14 protein-coding genes are annotated in these 17,627 nt (G+C 56.8%); 4 read left to right on the forward strand and 10 right to left on the reverse strand.

Annotated features, from left to right (window positions below):
• From dxs to ACOYW0_RS24095, 5 genes are all read right to left on the reverse strand, one after another.
• A complete protein-coding gene (gene dxs / locus ACOYW0_RS24075) occupies positions 1 to 1,911 on the reverse strand; it encodes a 1-deoxy-D-xylulose-5-phosphate synthase (protein WP_482416261.1) in 1,911 nt (636 codons plus the stop codon).
• A gap of 75 nt (positions 1,912 to 1,986) precedes the next feature.
• Positions 1,987 to 2,880 carry a polyprenyl synthetase family protein gene (locus ACOYW0_RS24080; RefSeq protein ID WP_482416262.1) on the reverse strand — a complete coding sequence of 298 codons (894 nt, stop codon included), beginning with the start codon at positions 2,878 to 2,880 and terminating at the stop codon, positions 1,987 to 1,989.
• Positions 2,877 to 3,119, reverse strand: coding sequence for an exodeoxyribonuclease VII small subunit (xseB, locus tag ACOYW0_RS24085; protein ID WP_180144955.1), 243 nt, complete (start codon positions 3,117 to 3,119; stop codon positions 2,877 to 2,879). The genes ACOYW0_RS24080 and xseB overlap by 4 nt, the downstream gene beginning before the upstream one ends.
• Entirely contained in the window at positions 3,100 to 4,449 is a 1,350-nt protein-coding gene (xseA, locus tag ACOYW0_RS24090) for an exodeoxyribonuclease VII large subunit (RefSeq protein ID WP_482416263.1), read from the reverse strand. Before xseA ends, xseB begins: the two co-directional genes overlap by 20 nt.
• A gap of 470 nt (positions 4,450 to 4,919) precedes the next feature.
• Complete coding sequence (locus ACOYW0_RS24095; RefSeq protein ID WP_180144961.1) at positions 4,920 to 5,192, reverse strand: hypothetical protein; 273 nt, start codon at positions 5,190 to 5,192, stop codon at positions 4,920 to 4,922.
• A gap of 409 nt (positions 5,193 to 5,601) precedes the next feature.
• Between ACOYW0_RS24095 and ACOYW0_RS24100 the strand changes: the two genes are divergently transcribed.
• Positions 5,602 to 6,303 (forward strand): Bax inhibitor-1/YccA family protein, encoded by a 702-nt coding sequence (locus ACOYW0_RS24100; RefSeq protein ID WP_482416264.1) that lies wholly within the window; start codon positions 5,602 to 5,604, stop codon positions 6,301 to 6,303.
• 237 nt (positions 6,304 to 6,540) lie between these two features.
• Here the strand turns inward: ACOYW0_RS24100 and glmM are convergent, their stop codons facing one another.
• Positions 6,541 to 7,884, reverse strand: a complete 1,344-nt coding sequence (gene glmM, locus ACOYW0_RS24105; RefSeq protein ID WP_482416265.1) for a phosphoglucosamine mutase — start codon at positions 7,882 to 7,884, stop codon at positions 6,541 to 6,543.
• A 39-nt stretch (positions 7,885 to 7,923) separates the two neighbouring features.
• Positions 7,924 to 9,174, reverse strand: coding sequence for a protein GlmU (locus ACOYW0_RS24110; protein WP_482416266.1), 1,251 nt, complete (start codon positions 9,172 to 9,174; stop codon positions 7,924 to 7,926).
• A gap of 327 nt (positions 9,175 to 9,501) precedes the next feature.
• Between ACOYW0_RS24110 and pgi the strand changes: the two genes are divergently transcribed.
• The gene (pgi, locus tag ACOYW0_RS24115; RefSeq protein WP_482416267.1) at positions 9,502 to 11,136 is read left to right on the forward strand and encodes a glucose-6-phosphate isomerase; all 1,635 of its coding nucleotides are present in this window, start codon (positions 9,502 to 9,504) and stop codon (positions 11,134 to 11,136) included.
• A 471-nt stretch (positions 11,137 to 11,607) separates the two neighbouring features.
• On the opposite strand, the gene ACOYW0_RS24120 is transcribed toward pgi, so the two are convergent.
• The 3 genes from ACOYW0_RS24120 to ACOYW0_RS24130 all read right to left on the reverse strand — a co-directional run bounded on the left by ACOYW0_RS24120 (position 11,608) and on the right by ACOYW0_RS24130 (position 14,168).
• A complete protein-coding gene (locus ACOYW0_RS24120; protein ID WP_482416268.1) occupies positions 11,608 to 12,621 on the reverse strand; it encodes a 3-oxoacyl-ACP synthase III family protein in 1,014 nt (337 codons plus the stop codon).
• A 16-nt stretch (positions 12,622 to 12,637) separates the two neighbouring features.
• Positions 12,638 to 13,567 carry a foldase protein PrsA gene (locus tag ACOYW0_RS24125; RefSeq protein WP_482416269.1) on the reverse strand — a complete coding sequence of 310 codons (930 nt, stop codon included), beginning with the start codon at positions 13,565 to 13,567 and terminating at the stop codon, positions 12,638 to 12,640.
• 424 nt (positions 13,568 to 13,991) lie between these two features.
• Positions 13,992 to 14,168 carry a hypothetical protein gene (locus ACOYW0_RS24130; protein WP_482416270.1) on the reverse strand — a complete coding sequence of 59 codons (177 nt, stop codon included), beginning with the start codon at positions 14,166 to 14,168 and terminating at the stop codon, positions 13,992 to 13,994.
• Between the two features lie 663 nt (positions 14,169 to 14,831).
• Here ACOYW0_RS24130 and ACOYW0_RS24135 point away from each other — a divergent pair.
• Positions 14,832 to 16,115, forward strand: a complete 1,284-nt coding sequence (locus ACOYW0_RS24135) for an MFS transporter (RefSeq protein WP_482416271.1) — start codon at positions 14,832 to 14,834, stop codon at positions 16,113 to 16,115.
• Between the two features lie 147 nt (positions 16,116 to 16,262).
• Positions 16,263 to 17,585 (forward strand): alkaline phosphatase family protein, encoded by a 1,323-nt coding sequence (locus tag ACOYW0_RS24140; RefSeq protein ID WP_482416272.1) that lies wholly within the window; start codon positions 16,263 to 16,265, stop codon positions 17,583 to 17,585.
• Positions 17,586 to 17,627: the final 42 nt, after the last annotated feature.

Consider the following 17,627-nt stretch of genomic DNA (forward strand, 5'->3'; position numbering starts at 1 on the left):
TTATCGGCCCTTTCCGGCCAGGGTGGTGACGCTTTCGGTCCGTCCCGTCACACGGAACGCGGCCTCCATGACACCCTCGGTGGAGATGCCCTGGCGACGGCACAACTCTGCCCGGGGACCGTGCTCCACAAAGTGATCTTCGATGCCCACACGGGCGGTGGTGATGTGTGCCAGGCCCTCGTCAGAGAAGAGCTCCAGCACTGCGCTGCCGAAGCCGCCGGCCTTCATGTGCTCTTCCACGGTCACCACGCGGCCTGTTTTGTCCGCCCAGTGGAGGATGAGGTCCTTGTCCAGGGGTTTGACAAAGCGCGCGTTGATGACGGCAGCTTCGATGCCCTGGGCCGAGAGCTTCTCGGCCGCTTCCATGCAGGTGGCCAGGGTGGTGCCGATGGCAAGAAGGGCAAGGTCGCTGCCTTCACGGACCAGGGCGCCCTTACCAATGGGAAGGGCAGGGGCCGACGCATCCACGGGGACCCCTTCGGCAGCCCCGCGCGGGTAGCGGATGGCAATGGGGCCGTCGTGGTCCAGGGCGGTGCGGAGCATCTGCCGCAGTTCGTTTTCGTCGGCAGGGGCCATGATGACCATGTTGGGCAGGGGCCGCAGGTAGGCCAGGTCAAAGAGACCGTGGTGGGTGGGACCGTCTTCGCCCACGAGGCCGCCGCGGTCCACGGCAAAGATCACCGGGTGCCTGTCCAGGCAGACATCGTGGAGGATCTGGTCGTAGGCCCTCTGGAGGAAGGTGGAGTAGATGGCCACCACCGGTTTCATTCCTTCGGTGGCCATGCCCGCGGCAAAGGTTACCCCGTGCTGTTCGGCGATGCCCACATCAAAGAATCGCTCGGGGAACCGGGAGGCAAACTCCGTGAGCCCTGTCCCTTCGGGCATGGCCGCGGTGACGGCCACGATGCGCTTGTCGGTTTCGGCCAGCTCCACCATGCTCCTGCCGAAGACCTCGGTATAGGAGGGGGCCTTGGGCCTGGCCTTCATGCTGGTCCCCGTCTCTTTTTCAAAGGCGCCCACGCCGTGGAAATAGACGGGGTTGGCTTCGGCCGGGGCGTAGCCCATGCCTTTTTTGCTCATGACGTGCAGCAGCACCGGCTTGTTGAGCTTTTTGATGTTTTCCAGAATGTCGATGAGGTGTTCCATGTTGTGGCCGTCGATGGGCCCCAGGTATTCGAACTTGAACGCCTCAAAGAGCATGCCGGGGGTGACGAAGGCCTTGAAGGACTCTTCGGTCTTCTTGGCAAACTGGTAGATGTCGTCTCCCACCTTGGGCAGGGCTTTCATGGCCTTTTTGAACTCGCCCTTGAGGTCCTGGAGGTATTTGGCGGAAAAGGTGCGGCTCAAAAAAGAGGAGAGGGCGCCCACGTTTTTGGCGATGGACATCTCGTTGTCGTTTAAGATCACCAGGTGGTTGCGACTGGAGGGCCCGGACTGGTTAAGCCCTTCGTAGGCGATGCCGCCGGTGAGGCTGCCGTCGCCGATGATGGAGATGACCTTTCCGTCTTCGCCCTTCATGTCCCGGGCGCAGCTCATGCCGTAGCCCGCAGACACCGAGGTGCTGCTGTGGCCGGTGGTAAACGCGTCGTAGGGGCTTTCGCTCACCTTGGGAAATCCGGAGATGCCCCCCAGGGTCCTCAGGGTTGGGAAAGCATCCCGCCGTCCGGTGAGCAGTTTGTGGGCATACGCCTGGTGGCCCACGTCCCAGACGACCTTGTCAAAGGGCACGTCAAAGACGTAGTGAACCGCAATGGTCAGTTCCACCACACCTAAACTGGAGGCCAGGTGCCCGCCGTTTTTGGACACCACATCCACAATATTGTCCCGAATCTCCCGGGCAAGCTGGGGAAGCTGGCTGCGATCCAGCTTCTTCAGGTCTGCCGGGGAGTCGATCTGTTCTAAAAGGGTCATCACCATCACCTGTATGGTTCCCCCCCACCCATGGTGAGGAAATAAAAGTTCGGTTTCTGCCCCTGGGGGCGGAAATCAACGCTGGCGCTGGACAACGTACAGGGCCAGCGCCTTCAAGGGTTTTGCTCGTTCATCGAGGACGACCAGGGCGCTTACGGCCTCCTCCACCAGCTGGTTTGCGTAGGCCTTGGATTCTTCCAGCCCCATGAGGGACGGGTAGGTGGCCTTGTCGTGTTCAGCGTCCGTGCCGACCCCTTTGCCCATGAGGTCCGGGTCGCCTTCCACGTTGAGGATGTCGTCGGTTACCTGAAAGGCCAGGCCGATCTTTTCGGCGTAGCGTGTCAGAGCCTCCCGCTCTCCGTTTGCTGCATCGCCGATGACGGCGCCGGACTCCACGGAGGCGCGGATCAGGGCACCGGTTTTCAGGCCGTGCAGCTCCCTTAAAGAGCCAAGGTCCAGGGCGCGGCCTTCGGCTTCGATGTCCCGCATCTGGCCTTCGATCATGCCGAAGGCCCCCGAGGCATCGGCAATGATGCGAATGACATCCAGGGTCACTTCGGCACGGGGCCCCCGATCCAGGGCCATGAGGTGAAACGCCGAGGTGAGCAGGGCGTCCCCTGCCAGGACGGCCGTTGCTTCGTCAAAGGCCTTGTGGCAGGTGGGGCGTCCCCGCCTGAAATCATCGTCATCCATGGCGGGCAGGTCGTCGTGGACCAGGGAGTAGGTGTGGATCATCTCCAGGGCGCACGCCGCCTTCATGGCTGTTTCCGGGTCTCCGCCCACCGCTTCGCAGGCGGCCATGCAGAGGATGGGCCGCAGCCGCTTGCCCCCGGCCATGAGGGAGTAGGCCATGGCCTGTGCCACCCGCGTTTCCACGGAAGGGGTCAGGGTGTCCAGGTGTCCTTTAAGGGCGCCTTCAACCACGACCCGTTTTTCTTCGAGGTACCCTTTCAAGTCGAATGCGCTCATTCCGCGCCCCGCTGATCGGTTTCGGTAAAGGGGGCGTCCTGGAGGCCCTCGGCGGTCTCTCCGGTGAGGATCCGCACGCGGGTCTCGGCTTCGTCCAGGGTGTCCGAGCAGGTCTTGGAGAGCTTGACGCCCTCTTCAAAGCGTTTCATGGCCTTGTCCAGCGGAAGATCCCCTGACTCCAGATCTTCGACAATGGCCTCCAACTGAGCCACTGCCTCTTCAAATTTTTTCTTTGCCATCGTCTTTCCTTTCCACAACGGCTTCAAGCAAGCCGTCTGCAAGAACCACATCCAGGGAAGAACCGATCTCCACCTGGGCTGCGCGGGTGATGACCTCACCGCTTTGTGAATCGTGCACAATGCTGTAGCCCCGGTCCAGAACCAGTTTGGGGCTCAGGGCGCTGAGGTTTTGTTCCAGGCGCTTCTGGGTGTCCCGGCTCCGGGCCAGCCGTGCCTCCATGGCAAGGCTCAGGCGCCTGGACAGCTCCCGAACGTCGCGGCGCCCGGCCTCCACGGCCAGAAGGGGAGAGGCCTTGGCCAGCCGATCCCGGCGCCAGGTAAGGGCGGTCCGGCGATCGCTCAGTTCCCGGCGGATTGCCCGTGCCATTCGCTGGGTCAGTTCGTCTACCCGCAACCTGTGATCATATATCTTTTTCTTCGGGTCCACAAGGCGGCGTGATGCCGCGTTCAGTCGCAGCCTCCCGTCGTCTATCCTTCGGTCCAGACAGAGGCGGAGTCGGGCCGCCAGCAGGGCCACGTCTTCTTTGAGCCGTTTTTTGTCCGGAACCGCAAGGGACGCGGCTGCCGTGGGGGTCGGGGCCCGCATGTCCGCCGTGAAATCGGCGATGGTGTAGTCCGTCTCATGGCCCACGGCGCTGATGACGGGAAGCACCGACCCGTGGATGGCCCGGGCCACCTCTTCGCTGTTGAAGGGGGCCAGGTCCTCCAAGGACCCGCCGCCCCGCGCTACTATAATAAGGTCAGCGGCCATGTGCCGGTTGATGCCGGCGATGGCCGCCGGGATATCGAGGCAGGCCTGCTCGCCCTGGACCCTTACGGGCACCACCAGGAGCTCCGCGTTGGGATAGCGGAGACGAAAAACGGTGAGCATGTCGTGGACCACGGCCCCCGTGGGGGAGGTGACCAGGGCAATGCGCTCGGGGAAGGGGGGGAGTTTTTTCTTAATGGCCTCGTCAAAGAGTCCCTCGGCAGCGAGTTTTCGCTTGAGCTGCTCAAAGGCAAGCTGCAGGGCCCCGGCGCCCTTGGGTTCCATGTATTCAAAAATAATCTGGTAGGTACCCCTGGGCTCATACAGGCTGACGCGTCCCAACCCGGTAATGGTCTGGCCGTCCTGAAGGCGAAACTTCAGCCGGGAGGCCTGGCCGCGGAAGAGGACGCCGCTGACCTGGGCGCCCTGGTCCTTCAGCGTGAAATAGCAGTGGCCCGACGAGGGAATGCGAAGGTTGGATATCTCTCCGTAAATCCACACGTATGGGAATCGGTTCTCAAGCACGCCTTTGATTTCGCGGGTCAGGCTCGAGACCGAATAGATCTCTTTTCGTTCCGTCATCTCCAATGTCTTTCCTGAAGGGGTTGCCAAGGGGGGCCCGACGCCGGAAATCGGCACGGGCTGCGCACGGAGTATCAGCTCCGGGTTCGCCAATCTAGCACAGTTGCAGGTGGGGTTCAACAAAAGAGCCGATTTAGCCCGGCAACTGGGCCGCCGGCTACCAGCTGCCGGGTTATTGGCCGATGGGGTTTTGGGGTGGGATCGCAGCTTTCCAGATGGCGTCCCGTGTCGTCTGCCGTGGTGACAATACGCGGATCGGCGTAGATGCCGTGGCACCGTCCACAACGCGCATAGGGTTGCACCAAACGATGTGGGTCTTATGACAATGCGTTACTGAAAAAGGTATGGAATCAGATAGATGGGTGTGTCGTGGTGTAGGACTTCACCCGTTGATAACGTCCGATAATATATATTATGTAAACTTTTGCATATGGAACCCGTATCAGGGTTCGAGGGCCTCCCCTGATGCATCACGAGGCATCTCCAGAGATAAATTCCCTCACCGCAGGCGGAATGTGGACGGTGTCCAGGTCCATGCGTGCCAGGGCGCGGCCGAGGATGCGATTCTTCTCGCGGAGCTTCCGCCGTTTGTCCATGATGAAGCAGAGTTCCCCGCGAACCACGCAGAGGCCGCTCTTGACCGGGATCGTGGTGGCCCGGAAGCTGTGTTCCTGATACGTGGCACCCATTTTTTCAAGGGTCGTCTTCAGGTGCTCAAAGAGTTCGGTCTGGCTCAGTTTCATGGTGGATGGTTCCACTGCGGTTGTCGGTTGGTTTTGTGCTGCTGTGTTCATATCTCCTTCGCATATCCCGGATGGCAGGTTCGGGTCAAGTGGCGTGCCGTCCCTTTATGGAAAACCATCTCCGGGAATCTCCCGTGACCCTGCCGCTGCCATCGTGACCATGGGTTGTTTTTTTCTGTGCCCGGCCATCTGCCGCCATTAAATTTTTGAAATGAGCGGTTGTTTTTTGCTTTATGTTCCCGCGCAGATCATTCTTGCCGGGCGTTCTCGCGTTTTACAGGTTGAAATCGCGGATACCTGTGTTATCTTTTCTGCTGTGGGCCCGGATGGTCCGATAAAGATCCGGTATCCAACGAGATAGCCTCGCAACATTGCGGCGTCATCATCAACTTCTCAATTCGGAGGATCAATGCAGTCTTCATCTGTTCAAAATGTCCGTTCCCAGGCAGCGGTAAACACCTTTCTGATGAGTGTTTACAACTGGATGGCGGTGGGACTTCTTCTTACCGCCGGTGTGGCGTGGTACGTAGCCAACTCCCGTGCAATGCTCGAACTCATCTTCGGCAACCGCATGGTCTTTTTCGGTCTGATCATCGCAGAACTCGGTATGGTCGTGGCCATTTCAGCCGGTATCCAGCGGATCAAGGCAAGCACGGCCACCCTGCTCTTTGTGCTTTATTCCGCCCTGAACGGCGCCACCCTCGCCTCTATCTTTATCGTCTACACCCGGTCGTCTATCTTTTCGACCTTTGTGGTGTGTGCGGCCATGTTCGGGACGTGCAGCGTCTACGGCATGGTGACCAAAAAAGACCTGACGGGCATGGGCAACTTCATGTTCATGGGCCTCATCGGCATCATCATCGCCACGGTGGTGAACATCTTCCTTAGAAGTTCCGGCATGGCCATGATCATCTCCTACGTGGGCGTCATCGTCTTTGTGGGTCTCACCGCCTACGACACCCAGAAAATCAAGATGATGGCCCTCTCCCAGCCCGGAGACCTGGACGCAGGGACCCTGCGCAAAGGCGCCATCATGGGTGCCCTCACCCTCTACCTTGATTTCATCAACCTCTTCCTCATGCTCCTTCGCATCATGGGGAACCGCGAATAGCCCACGGCTTTTCTGGTGAATCCAAACGGCCCGTGTTTCCGGTTATCCGGGTAACACGGGCCGTTTTTTTAGGGCGTGTACGTTCGTTTCCTCGTTAAAAATGCCTCCGGAGGCCCTTCCGGGAGTTAAACTGTTAAAACGTTTAACAAACAGGTGCTCAGGCCAATCAAAATCAAAGGCGAATGTGATTTTCCCCGAGGAACGAGGGGAAAAGCGCATTGCCGCCGGAGGCTTTTTTTATCCGATCTCTCGGCGAACAGCCTCGGCAATGGCCTCGGCCCAGTAGCGTGTCAGGTCGGCGTCCTCCCCTTCCACCATCACCCGGAGCATTTTCTGGGTGCCGGAGTAGCGCACCAGGGTGCGCCCTTTTCCGTTCAATGCTTTTTCTGCTTCGTCAATGGCCTTGGGCACTGCGGTGAGCTCTTCCAATGGCTTTTTCTCGGCAACGTCCACGTTGATGAGTACCTGGGGAAACACGGTCATGGCCTGTTTCAGTTCGGACAGCGGTTTGCCGGTCTCTTTGAGGACGGTGAGCAGCAGAAGTGCGCTCAACAGGCCGTCTCCGGTGGTGTGGCGATCCAGAAAGATCATGTGGCCGGAGTCTTCCCCGCCCACCACGGCGCCCTGCTCTTTCATGGCGAGCATGACGTGGCGATCCCCCACCGCGCTCTTGGTGTGGGTGACCCCCTTTGCCTCCAGGCAGGCGGAAAGGCCCATGTTGCTCATGACGGTTGTGACCACGGTGTCGTTGGCAAGGATTCCCTGGGCCCGGTAGTATTCGGCCACAATGGCGATGACCTGGTCGCCGGAGACGATCTCCCCGGTTTCGTCCACGCAGATCAAGCGGTCGGCGTCTCCGTCAAAGGCAAGGCCGGCGGAGGCTCCGGAGGATGTCACCAGGGCCTGTACTTCGTCCGGGTGCTCGGAGCCGCAGCCTGCGTTGATGTTGATCCCGTTGGGGGCGGCGTTGATGAGGGTCAGTTCGGCTCCGGCGCCCCTGAGCAGGGGCTCGGCCAGGCTGCTTGCCGCGCCGTTGGAGGCGTCGGCCACCAGGCGCAGGCCGGAGAGGTCCACGGGGCATGCCTCTTTAAGGAAGCCCAGGTAGCGGCTGGCGGCATGGGGGATGTGGTTCATGGTTCCTACGGTGGAAACTGCTTCCAGGTTCGACTGAAGGGCGTCGGTGTCTGCAACCAGGGCTTCGATGCGGGCTTCCACGGCCTCGTTGAACTTGAAGCCATCTTCATTAAACAGCTTGATGCCGTTGTCTTCAAAGGGGTTGTGGGAGGCTGAGATCACCACGCCCAGGGCTGCCTCGTCATGGGCGGCCGTGAGAAAGGCCACGCCGGGTGTGGGAATCACACCTGCCAGGGCCACATGGGCGCCCATGCTCATGACGCCTGCGGCAAGGGCCGAGGACAGGGCCTGGCCGGATTGACGGGTATCCCGCCCGATGATGACGGTGTGCTTGGACGGTGTGGCAAAGGTGGCTGCCACGGCCTGGCCCACCCGAAGGGCGGTTTCCACGGTCATGGGATGCTGATTGAAGGTTCCGCGGATGCCGTCGGTTCCGAATAATTTCATGGATATCACCTTGGATTTCAATGGGTTGTGGCCCATGTTTTAAGCGTAAGTTAAGGAGAAGTGATCGGCCCCGAGGGCCTCGGTGCGGCGAACGATGTCGAAGAGCCAGTCCCGACCCAGGGCGCGTTCCCGGTCGTCCAGGCCGTGGATGGTTTCAATGTAACCGGCCCCGGCGGCCATCTGGCCCACGACCTCTTCGAAGGGGCCGGGAACCTTGGGGTGGGCGCCAGGAGCGGCAAAGGCCTGGAGGGCCTCCTGAAACGCTTCGAGTTGTGCCGTCACCTCTTTTTTCTGGGCGGCCAGGGAGGAGTCGGCTGGAACCGTCCCCTTTTCCATGCCCATGGCAAGGGAGGCGGGAAGCTTTTCGGCAAAGGCGCGGAATCGCTTCATGCGTTCATTCAGGGCACGGTCCAGGTTGGCCAGGTGTCCCTGGTGCACTGCCTTGGGGTAGGCCCTACCCACAAAGGCGCTTCGGACCTGGCGGGTCCAGGCGGAGAGAGCCACGAGGTTGCCCATGTAGCGGATATTGTGCTTCACGATGCGGGTGACGTTCTGGTAGATCCCTTCGGGGGCGGCAACGGAGCCTGCCCGCATGGCGCCTCCGAAGTGGAGCCGTCCTTCGGTCTCCTCGTCCTTGCGCATGAGGGTGCCTGCGGCCACCACCGTTCCGAAGGCCAGGTGGCACGGTCCCACCAGGCCCCCCTGCCCTCCCAGAAAGATGGGCTTCTTGTCCAGCATCACCCCCTCGGGGACGTTTCCTAAAAGGGAGGCCGTGGCCTTGTCCTGGTTGGGGGTGAAGTTGAAGTGGATGTAGGAGCTGCCCACCTCACTGTGGTCGCGTCGGCTGGTGCCTCCGGCCATGAGCACGTCGCAAAAGTTGATGAGGCTCCCCAGGGTGACAAAGGGGAGCAAAATGGTCTGTTTGAGCCCCACGGTGTGGGCGCAGGAGGCCTCTTCTTCCAGAATGGTGCCTTCGCGCAGATGGGCGCCGGAGCCGACTTCGGCTTTTTCCAGGAAGACAGTTTTCTGGGCAAAGCCTCCCTTGAGGCGGACGCCTTTGGCCAGCTGGCAGGAGTCCACGGTCATGGGGGCCTCTTCGCCGAGGACGACCCCCGGGCCGATGAAGGTCTCCTCCCCGGAGATGCGGCAGCCCCTGTGAAGGGTCACCCCGTCGCCGGAAATACGATCGATACGGACCTCCGGAGAGATCTCAATGCTCATGGGGGCGGGAATATTGACGCCTTTGTCCAGGAGCGCGCGAATGATGTCACCGGGTTCTGTTTCGTTCATGATGGCCTCTTATGGTAGGATGGTGTGGTCAGGTTTATAAATATCATGTTTTTAACGGCTGGTGAATGGCAAGTCAAGGGAAAGGCCCGGCGGAGGATCCCCGGACTGAGGGGGGCTGCGGCACCGGCCGGGTGGCGTAGGCGGTCATCGCCTGGTTTTCACCGTCGCCATTTTTAAAGAACGGATGTACTGGTGATCCGGTATCTTGGCCAGTCGCAGCCGTCGCGGATTTTTTTCCCTTGTCACACCCTGGCCCCGCCCTTATAATTTAATCTTTTTTTAACCCGATTGCCTCGCGGAATCACAACAACACGAACTGGAGAGACGATGGCTGAAAAAGGTTTCAGGATCAGCAAAACCCCTGTGTGGAAAAAACTCAAAGCGCATGCGGAAGAGATGAAGAGGCCTGAATACCATTTGAAGCACCTGATACAAGAAGACGGCCGGATGGAGGAGTTCTCCTTAAAGCATGTGGACTTCTTCTACGATTTTTCGCGGCAACGGGTCACGCGCAAGACCATGGACCTTCTCTTTGAACTCGCCAAGGTCGCGAAAGTTCATCGCAAATATCGCGACAAGGTGGACGGCTGCAAGGTGAACGTGACGGAAAACCGCGCTGCCCTGCACACTGCCGCCCGCAGCTTCTCCGGCCAGTCCATCTGCGTGGACGGGGTCAACGTGATGGATGAGATCGACGCGGTTCGTCGCCAGATGAAGGAGTTCAGCGAAAAGGTCCACGACGGCACGGTGTGCGGCAGCACCGGGAAAAAGTTTCGTCACATCGTGGTCATCGGCATCGGTGGCTCCTACCTGGGCACCGAGTTCGTGGCCAACGCCCTGTTTGCCTATGCCGACAAAGGCATGGAGCTCCATTTTCTCTCCAACGTGGACTCTCACAATTTCGAGACCATCAAGACCAAGATCGACCCGGAATCCACCCTGTGCATTGTCATCTCCAAGAGTTTCACCACGGTGGAGACCATGGCCAACGCCCAGCAGATGAAGGCCTACATGACCTCCTGCGGCCTGGATGCCCCCAAGCATTTCGTGACGGTGACCAGCAAGGGGAGCCCCGGGGACAAGGGCAAAGAGTCGGGCATCGAGACCTTTCACATGTTCGATTTCATCGGTGGCCGGTTCAGCGTCACCTCGGCGGTGGGGGGCGTGCCCCTGAGCCTCTACCTGGGCTACGACCGCTTCAACCAGTTTCTGGAAGGGGCCCGGGAGATGGATATCCACACCAAGTACGCCCCCTCCCCTGAGAACATCCCCCTGGTGTCGGCCCTCATCGGGATCTGGAACAACAATTTTCTCGGGTACCAGGCCCAGGCCGTGATTCCCTATGCCTCTCCCCTCTCCAAGCTGGCACCCCACATTCAGCAGCTTAACATGGAGAGCAACGGCAAGTCTGTGACCATCAACAACTACGAGATCGACCAGTCCTCAGGGGTGATCATCTTCGGAGAGCCCGGCACCAACGCCCAGCACTCCTTTTTCCAGCTGGCCCACCAGGGCCACCCCTTCCCCATCGATTTTATCGGGGTGATAACGCCCCAGTACCCGGAAGGGGGCTGCCGCCCCCACGGGGTGAGCAACCATCAGGAGCTCTGGGCCAACCTCATTTCCCAGGCCACGGCCCTTGCCGTGGGGAAAGATTCCGAGGAAAAGACCCGGTTCTTCCAGGGCAATCGCCCCTCCTCCACCATTTTGCTCAACGACCTCTCCCCGGTGAACGTGGGGCGTCTCCTCGCCTACTACGAGGCTCAGACCGTGTACAAAGCCTTTATCTGGGACATCAACCCCTTTGACCAGTTCGGGGTGGAGCTGGGCAAGACCATCGCCAACGATCTGCGCCGGGAGATCGTGGCGCGCAATACGAATCCGGAGCACAGCTTCGGTCATATGGATGAGATCACCCGGTTCTATCTGGAACGGTTGTTTGCCGGGCGGTTGCCCCTTTAAGGGGCATGCCTCCGGCGGCCCTGCCGGGGGATTTGAATGTTTTTCGGTGCGCACGGCGCACCCTACGAACCACCGACCGGTTACGCGTGCTGTAGCACCGCCTGACGCAGCGTTTGCCACCGTCCTTTGCCAAAACCCTTCCAATGTCGACATCTTGAATGGCTTTCGGTGCGCACGGCGTCCCTCACGAACCACCGACCGGCCTCGCGGATCAAAACGAAAGAAATGCCGCCACACATTGAACAGAGGAACGAGGGTCAATGTGTGGCGGCAACCAGCTTTTAAGGTGGCTCACCTTGCCGCCGGAGGCGCTTTTATTCTTTTTTTCGCCAGCCCTACAACGGAAGGCGAGCGCGCGTCCGTTAAGATGGCGCAGGTCTGGGCGCCTATGGCCCAAAACAAAAAACGGAGCCGCTTTTTAAAAAGCGGCTCCGTTTTTTTGTTTGGTCAAGTGCCTTGCGGCAGCGGCTGCTACTCGCCGAAGCGGTAGATCATGGCCGCCCAGGTGAGCCCTGCGCCCAATGCGGAGAAGAGGACGGTGCTTGATGCGGGGTCCACGAGGCCCTGCTCAATGGTTTCGTCCAGGGCGATGGGAATGGTTGCGGCGGTGGTGTTTCCGTATTTCTGGATGTTGTTGAAGATTTTGTCGCTGGGGAGCCCCAGGGTTTTCTGGTAGGCCTCGTTGATACGCAGGTTGGCCTGGTGGGGAATCACCATGTCGATCTCGTCCAGGGTCATGTCGGCCTGGTCCAGAACCTCACGGGTGACCTCGGGGAGCTTGCGGAGGGCCAGCTTGAAGATACGGGTGCCGTCCATGGTGGGGAACTGGCCGCCGGTCTTGAGCAGCTCGGCGTTGATACGCTCCGGGTACTTGGAGGCGGGCAGCTCCAGCATGAGCTTATCGGCGAATTTGCCGTCGGCCTTCAGGATGGTGCCGAGGATGCCTATGTTCTTCTCTGTCTCGATTCCCTCCAGGCAGACGGCGCCTGCACCGTCTCCGAAGAGCACGGCCACGTCACGACCGGCTGTGGTCTTGTCCAGGCCGGTGCTGTGGACTTCGGCCCCGATGACCAGGACCTTGTTGTACATGCCGCTACGGATGTAGGCGTCTGCCGTGCCCATGCCGTAGATAAAGCCGGTGCACTGCTGGCGGATATCAAGGGCCGGTGTCTCGGAGAGGCCCAGCTTGGCCTGAAGGAGGCAACCGGAGCCGGGGAAGAAGATGTCCGGGCTCAGGGTGGCGAAGATGATCAGGTCCAGCTCTTCGGCTTCCCAGCCGGCGGTGGCCAGGGCCTTTTTGGCTGCTTCCAGGGCAAGGTCGGATGCCCCGACGATCTCTCCTTCCGGAACCCAGTAACGGGTCTTGATGCCGGTGCGCTGCTGGATCCACTCGTCGTTGGTATCCATCATCTTGGAAAGATCATCGTTGGTGACGCATCGGGAGGGGATACAACGGCCGGTGCCTCTGATTACACTTCGTTTCATATATGTATGTTCCTTTCTATTTAAGGTAGATTTTAATGTCGGCCTTGTCTGCCATGGACTTTTCAAAGTAGGCGCGCTGGATCTGCAGGCGTTCTTTGGTCATGTTGTTCTTGATGGAACTTTTGACTTCGTCGAAGCCCATGGTGGAGGGCGCCTTGCGATCGGTCACTTCAATGATGTGGTAGCCGTCCAGGGACTTGACGATGCCGCTGCGCTCACCCTTTTTCAGGGAAAAGGATGCATCCAGCAGGGATTTGGCCACGGGAGAGTCTTTGGTGATGAACCCGACATCCCCGCCGTTCTTGGCGTCCACCGCGTTGGATTTGGCCTTGGCAACCTCGGCAAAGGGCTTGCCGGCGTCCAGCTCTTTTTCCACGTCCTGGATCTTTTTAAGGGCCTCTTTGGTCTCTTTGTCGGTGGCGTCGGCGGGAAGTGCGATGTGGATGTGGCTGACGCGTACCTTCTCCGGGGTGCTGAAGAGGGAGGGCTGCTCATCGTAAAAGAGTCGGGCTTCCTCGTCGGTGACCACGATGTTGGCTTTTTTATCGAGCTGCTCCATAAAGGCCTGGACCATGAGCTGCTTGCGGATGCCGTTTTTGATGTCTGCCGGTGTCTTGCCCTGGGAGGCCAGGAGCTTGTCGAAGTCTACCTTGTCGCCGCTGAACCTGTTTTTCAGCTTCTCATAGTTTTCGGTCACAAGGCTCTCTTCCACCTTGATTCCCGCTTTTACGCTTTCCTGGTAGTAGAGGGTGTTGATGATAACGCGCTTGAGGACCTCCTGCTGGAGCTTCCGATACTCCGGAAGAGTCTGGACGGCGTAGTTCAGTTCCTTGAGGGTGATGGCTTCGTCATTGACGGAAGCGATCTCCATGGCCCCGGCTCCACCCGCCATAAGCATGAGGCATGCCGAGGTGGTGGCAAGGAGTCTGGTGAGAGGTTTCAGCATGTGTGGTCTCCAAAGTATTTTTAAATGGGTACATGGTTATGCAGGACCTTGTGAGGGCTTGGATGCCCTCCATCGTGCTCTGACACTCTACGCACTGGCGTGCGATATGTCAAACAGGGACAGACGGGACGTCCCGGTGCGCATAATAAACAAGGGCCACCGCCTTATTATTAAGGTAAGCCTCCATGGAATACGCTACGGCTGTTGCCGTCCCCTGTTTTTGGATCGTGGGGTCATGTGGTCAGACTATCCCGGATAGTTCACGAGTCGAGTGCACCTATATTCAAGGCATCAGAGCTGCAGATGTAGTGGTTTACCTCAAGGCTCTGTTAACGAAGAAGATGGGTGAACTCGGCTCGCCCGGAGGCTGAGAAAATCGAGCAGAAAACCGTGGGTTTTGTAAAAAACGCTTAATATATAGCTGTTATGGTTTTTTATTGCGTGCTGCTTCCCCTTCCCTATTTCCAGTTCCTTCCTTCCTTCCTTCCTTCCTTCCTGCCGAACAGATCGGTCCTTTCCCAGCAGCTGAATAGTTACGAATGAACAACAAATTCATCGAGAACTCTTTCAAAAAGGGACATGGGCCGACCACGTATTTCACCCCGACTCCTCATTAAACGTATGATTCGCAAGAAAATGGCATATCGGTTGTTTATTCCTGAATGACAAATATATTTGTCAATATATACGACAAATATATTTGTCATTTCATTCTTTGGATCAACATATAGACAAATATATTTGTCAGGCTTTTCTTGCCCAGAGTGTAAAACAAAAAAAGAGCAACATATATTTCTGATATTAATATTTTGATTTTTTTAGAGAATAGATTTGTCTGGCCGTTTTTGAGAAGGCAGGAACGGTGTTTTGCTATGTGGCCGGCACGTAAGTTGCTGTGTGTTACTCTGTAATAGTTAATATTGTTAGCACAAGGACGGATACAAGGTTTACCGGGATATGGAATGCACTACCGCCAGTTAGATTCCTTTTGACTTTTCGATTTATTCGGATTGGGTGCAAGTGCTTGTAATGTTCTGATGCGATGAAAAAAATAGACTAAACGGTTACGAATACTAATTTTTTCATGTGCGTTTTTGGTTATGAACCCATAGCTCAGCTAAACCCCGACTGTGACGGTACTTATCTTATGAGCCGTTAAACTTTTTAGTAAAGTTGACTACTTCCACTGGTGGAACTGTCAAACTTGGGGAGTCCCCCCACCCGAGGTGGGGACCTCTGAATTTACCAGAAGAGGAGGAGGATAATGGGAGATAAGCAGGTAAACAGATGGTTTAGATTTATGGTTCTGGTTCTTGGTGGGGGAACAATATATAAACTTGCATCGTTGAAAGATGCATTTTATGTCCCTATGCAGGAATATTTCAACCTGACGCATACCCAAATAGGTAACGCCATGTCTGCTTGGGGAACTGTGGCGTCCTTTGGTTTTATTTTTTCAATCTATCTGTCCGACAGATTCTCAAAAAGGATATTGATACCTGTGTCATTGATTACGACCGGGTGCCTTGGGTTCTACCTGACGACATTTCCCAGCTATACCGGAATTCTTGTCACCTGGGCGTTATTCGGCGTTGTCTGCGACATGGCCTATTGGCCTGTTCTGCTCAAAGCGGTAAGGTTGTTAGGAAATAAAGATGAGCAGGGAAGAATGTTCGGATTCCTTGAAGCCGGAAGGGGCGTTGTCGACACCATCGTCGCTTTCAGCGCACTGGCGATATTTGCCTGGCTGGGCAAGGAGGCTGCAGGATTCAGGGGGGCAATCATATTTTATTCCGTAACTGTTATTGTTGTCGGGATTATTTCATATTTCCTGATTGAGGATGATAAGATAGAAGCGGCTCAAGCTAAAGGGGTTAGCCGAAACAAGCTTGCCATTGACGGAATGATCAAGGCCGTAAAAACCCCCCAGATCTGGACGGTGGCATTCACCATTTTCTCCGTGTATTCCGTATTCTGCGGTTTGACATATTTTATTCCCTTTTTGAAAGATATCTATGGGCTGCCTGTTACCCTGGTCGGCGCATACGGTATTATCAATGTCTATGGCCTAAAAATGGTGGGCGGTCCTATCGGCGGGATGCTGGCAGACAAAAAGGTGAAATCCGCATCACGCTATTTAAGGCTCGCCTTTATCGCGTTTATTGTCGCCATGACGGCATTTATCCTGCTGCCCCACGAATCCATGAATGTCTATGTAGGGATGGTGGTTACCCTTGGTATTGGGGCCATTGTATACACCCAGAGGGCCGTGTTTTTCGCCCCCATGGATGAAGTGGATGTTCCCAGAGAAATCAGCGGTGCCGCCATGTCCATAGGAAGTTTCATCGGATATGCTCCGGGTATGTTTATGTATTCGGTCTATGGCAGACTGCTTGACCGTACTCCGGGAATTGGCGGGTACAAGCATGTTTTCATTTTGATGACGGCTTGCGCCGTGATGGGAGTTATTGTGAGCAGCATCCTTTGCAAAATGGTTGCAAAGAAAAAAGAGGCCGCGCAAAAGGAAGCCCAGGAAGCATTTGCCTGACGTGTAGGAATAATATGACACGGACCTGAAATGGTCCGTGTCTATAAGGTACGGCCAGGCAACACACGGTTACAGATGGCCCTTGGTTTCGTCTAATAGCACATTTTAAACCGTGTTTGCAGAGGACACATCTAAGAGGTGGTGAAAGTGAATAAAACGATAAGACCAAGCGTTGTGCTGGTATCAATAGATGCCGTAAAGTCTGAATTCGTTTTCGATTCCGATCGTCTCGGGCTGAATTTACCCAACCTTCGCAAATATTTTGTGGAGAACGGCACTCATGCCTCCTGCGGCGTCAAAAGCGTTTTTCCCACATTTACGTATCCCTGTCACCAGTCCATCATCACCGGCACCCATCCGGGCACCCACGGAATACATACCAATTATGTCTTTGATCCTGAAGGAAAGCACCTTAAAGCGTACAACTGGTTTGTCAGCGAGAGGGTTCAAAACCTGTGGCACTATGCCGGGAAAAATGGTTATGTCTCAGTTAACGTGGGATTCCCGACATCCGTAGGAGCGGATGCGGATTATAATATTCCCGAGTACTGGAGGGACGGAACCTATCTGGACAGTAAAATACTTGACGCGGTAAGCCGCCCTCAGGGCCTGGTCAGGGAAGCGGAACAAGAAATGGGGCAATACCCTGCAACGGATCTGAGCCTTAAAGGAGATGGAAAACGTCTGGAATTCTCATCATGGCTACTTGAAAATAAGGTAGCCTCCGGCGCCGGAACCCCCCCCTTTTTTCTGACAACATACATTGCTGCATATGATACCGTGGCCCATGAGGTGGGAACCTACGGCAAGGAGGCCTTGGAGGCCCTGGAAAAGATCGATCAGATGTTGGGTGCGTTCATTGGCCGGATCCATGAAATGACCGGCGGTAATGTTGTTGTGTGCGTGGTCTCGGACCATGGAATGCTGGACAATATCGGAGATATAAGGCCCAATACACTTTTTACCCGGGAGGGGTTAATCTCGCTTGATGAAAGTGGCAATGTCTCGGACTGGAAGGCATGGTGCCAGCGTTCAGGCGGATCAGGGTACATCAAGCTGAAACATTCCGATGACAGCGCCGTCAGAGAGAAGGTAGAGGAAATATTGAACCGGCTTCAAGAAGATGAGGACAGCGGAATCATGGAGGTGATGACCGGTCAGCAAGCCTTTGCCAAAAGAAAAGGCGTATCTGAATTCGATTATGTTCTTGTAACCAAGCCGGGCTATGAAATACAGGAGCAGACTCAGGGAAACTACTTTAAATCAGAACCCACCTATATGGCTCAGCACGGCTATTCAGAAACGTTTCCCGAGATGAGGGCCGCCTTTTTTCTTGAAGGGGTGAGCATTCCTAAGAATAAAGACATCAACGGGATGGAGCTTGTGGACATTGCGCCGACACTTGCCCATATTATGGGTTTTGCCATTCCGACTGCCGAAGGGAGAAATGTTCTGGAGGATAATGCCTGATAGTTGTGAAGTGATCTGCTGTTGTTCTGATGACATCATGTG

It is taken from the genome of Desulfoluna sp. HI9BLuna (assembly GCF_056829775.1).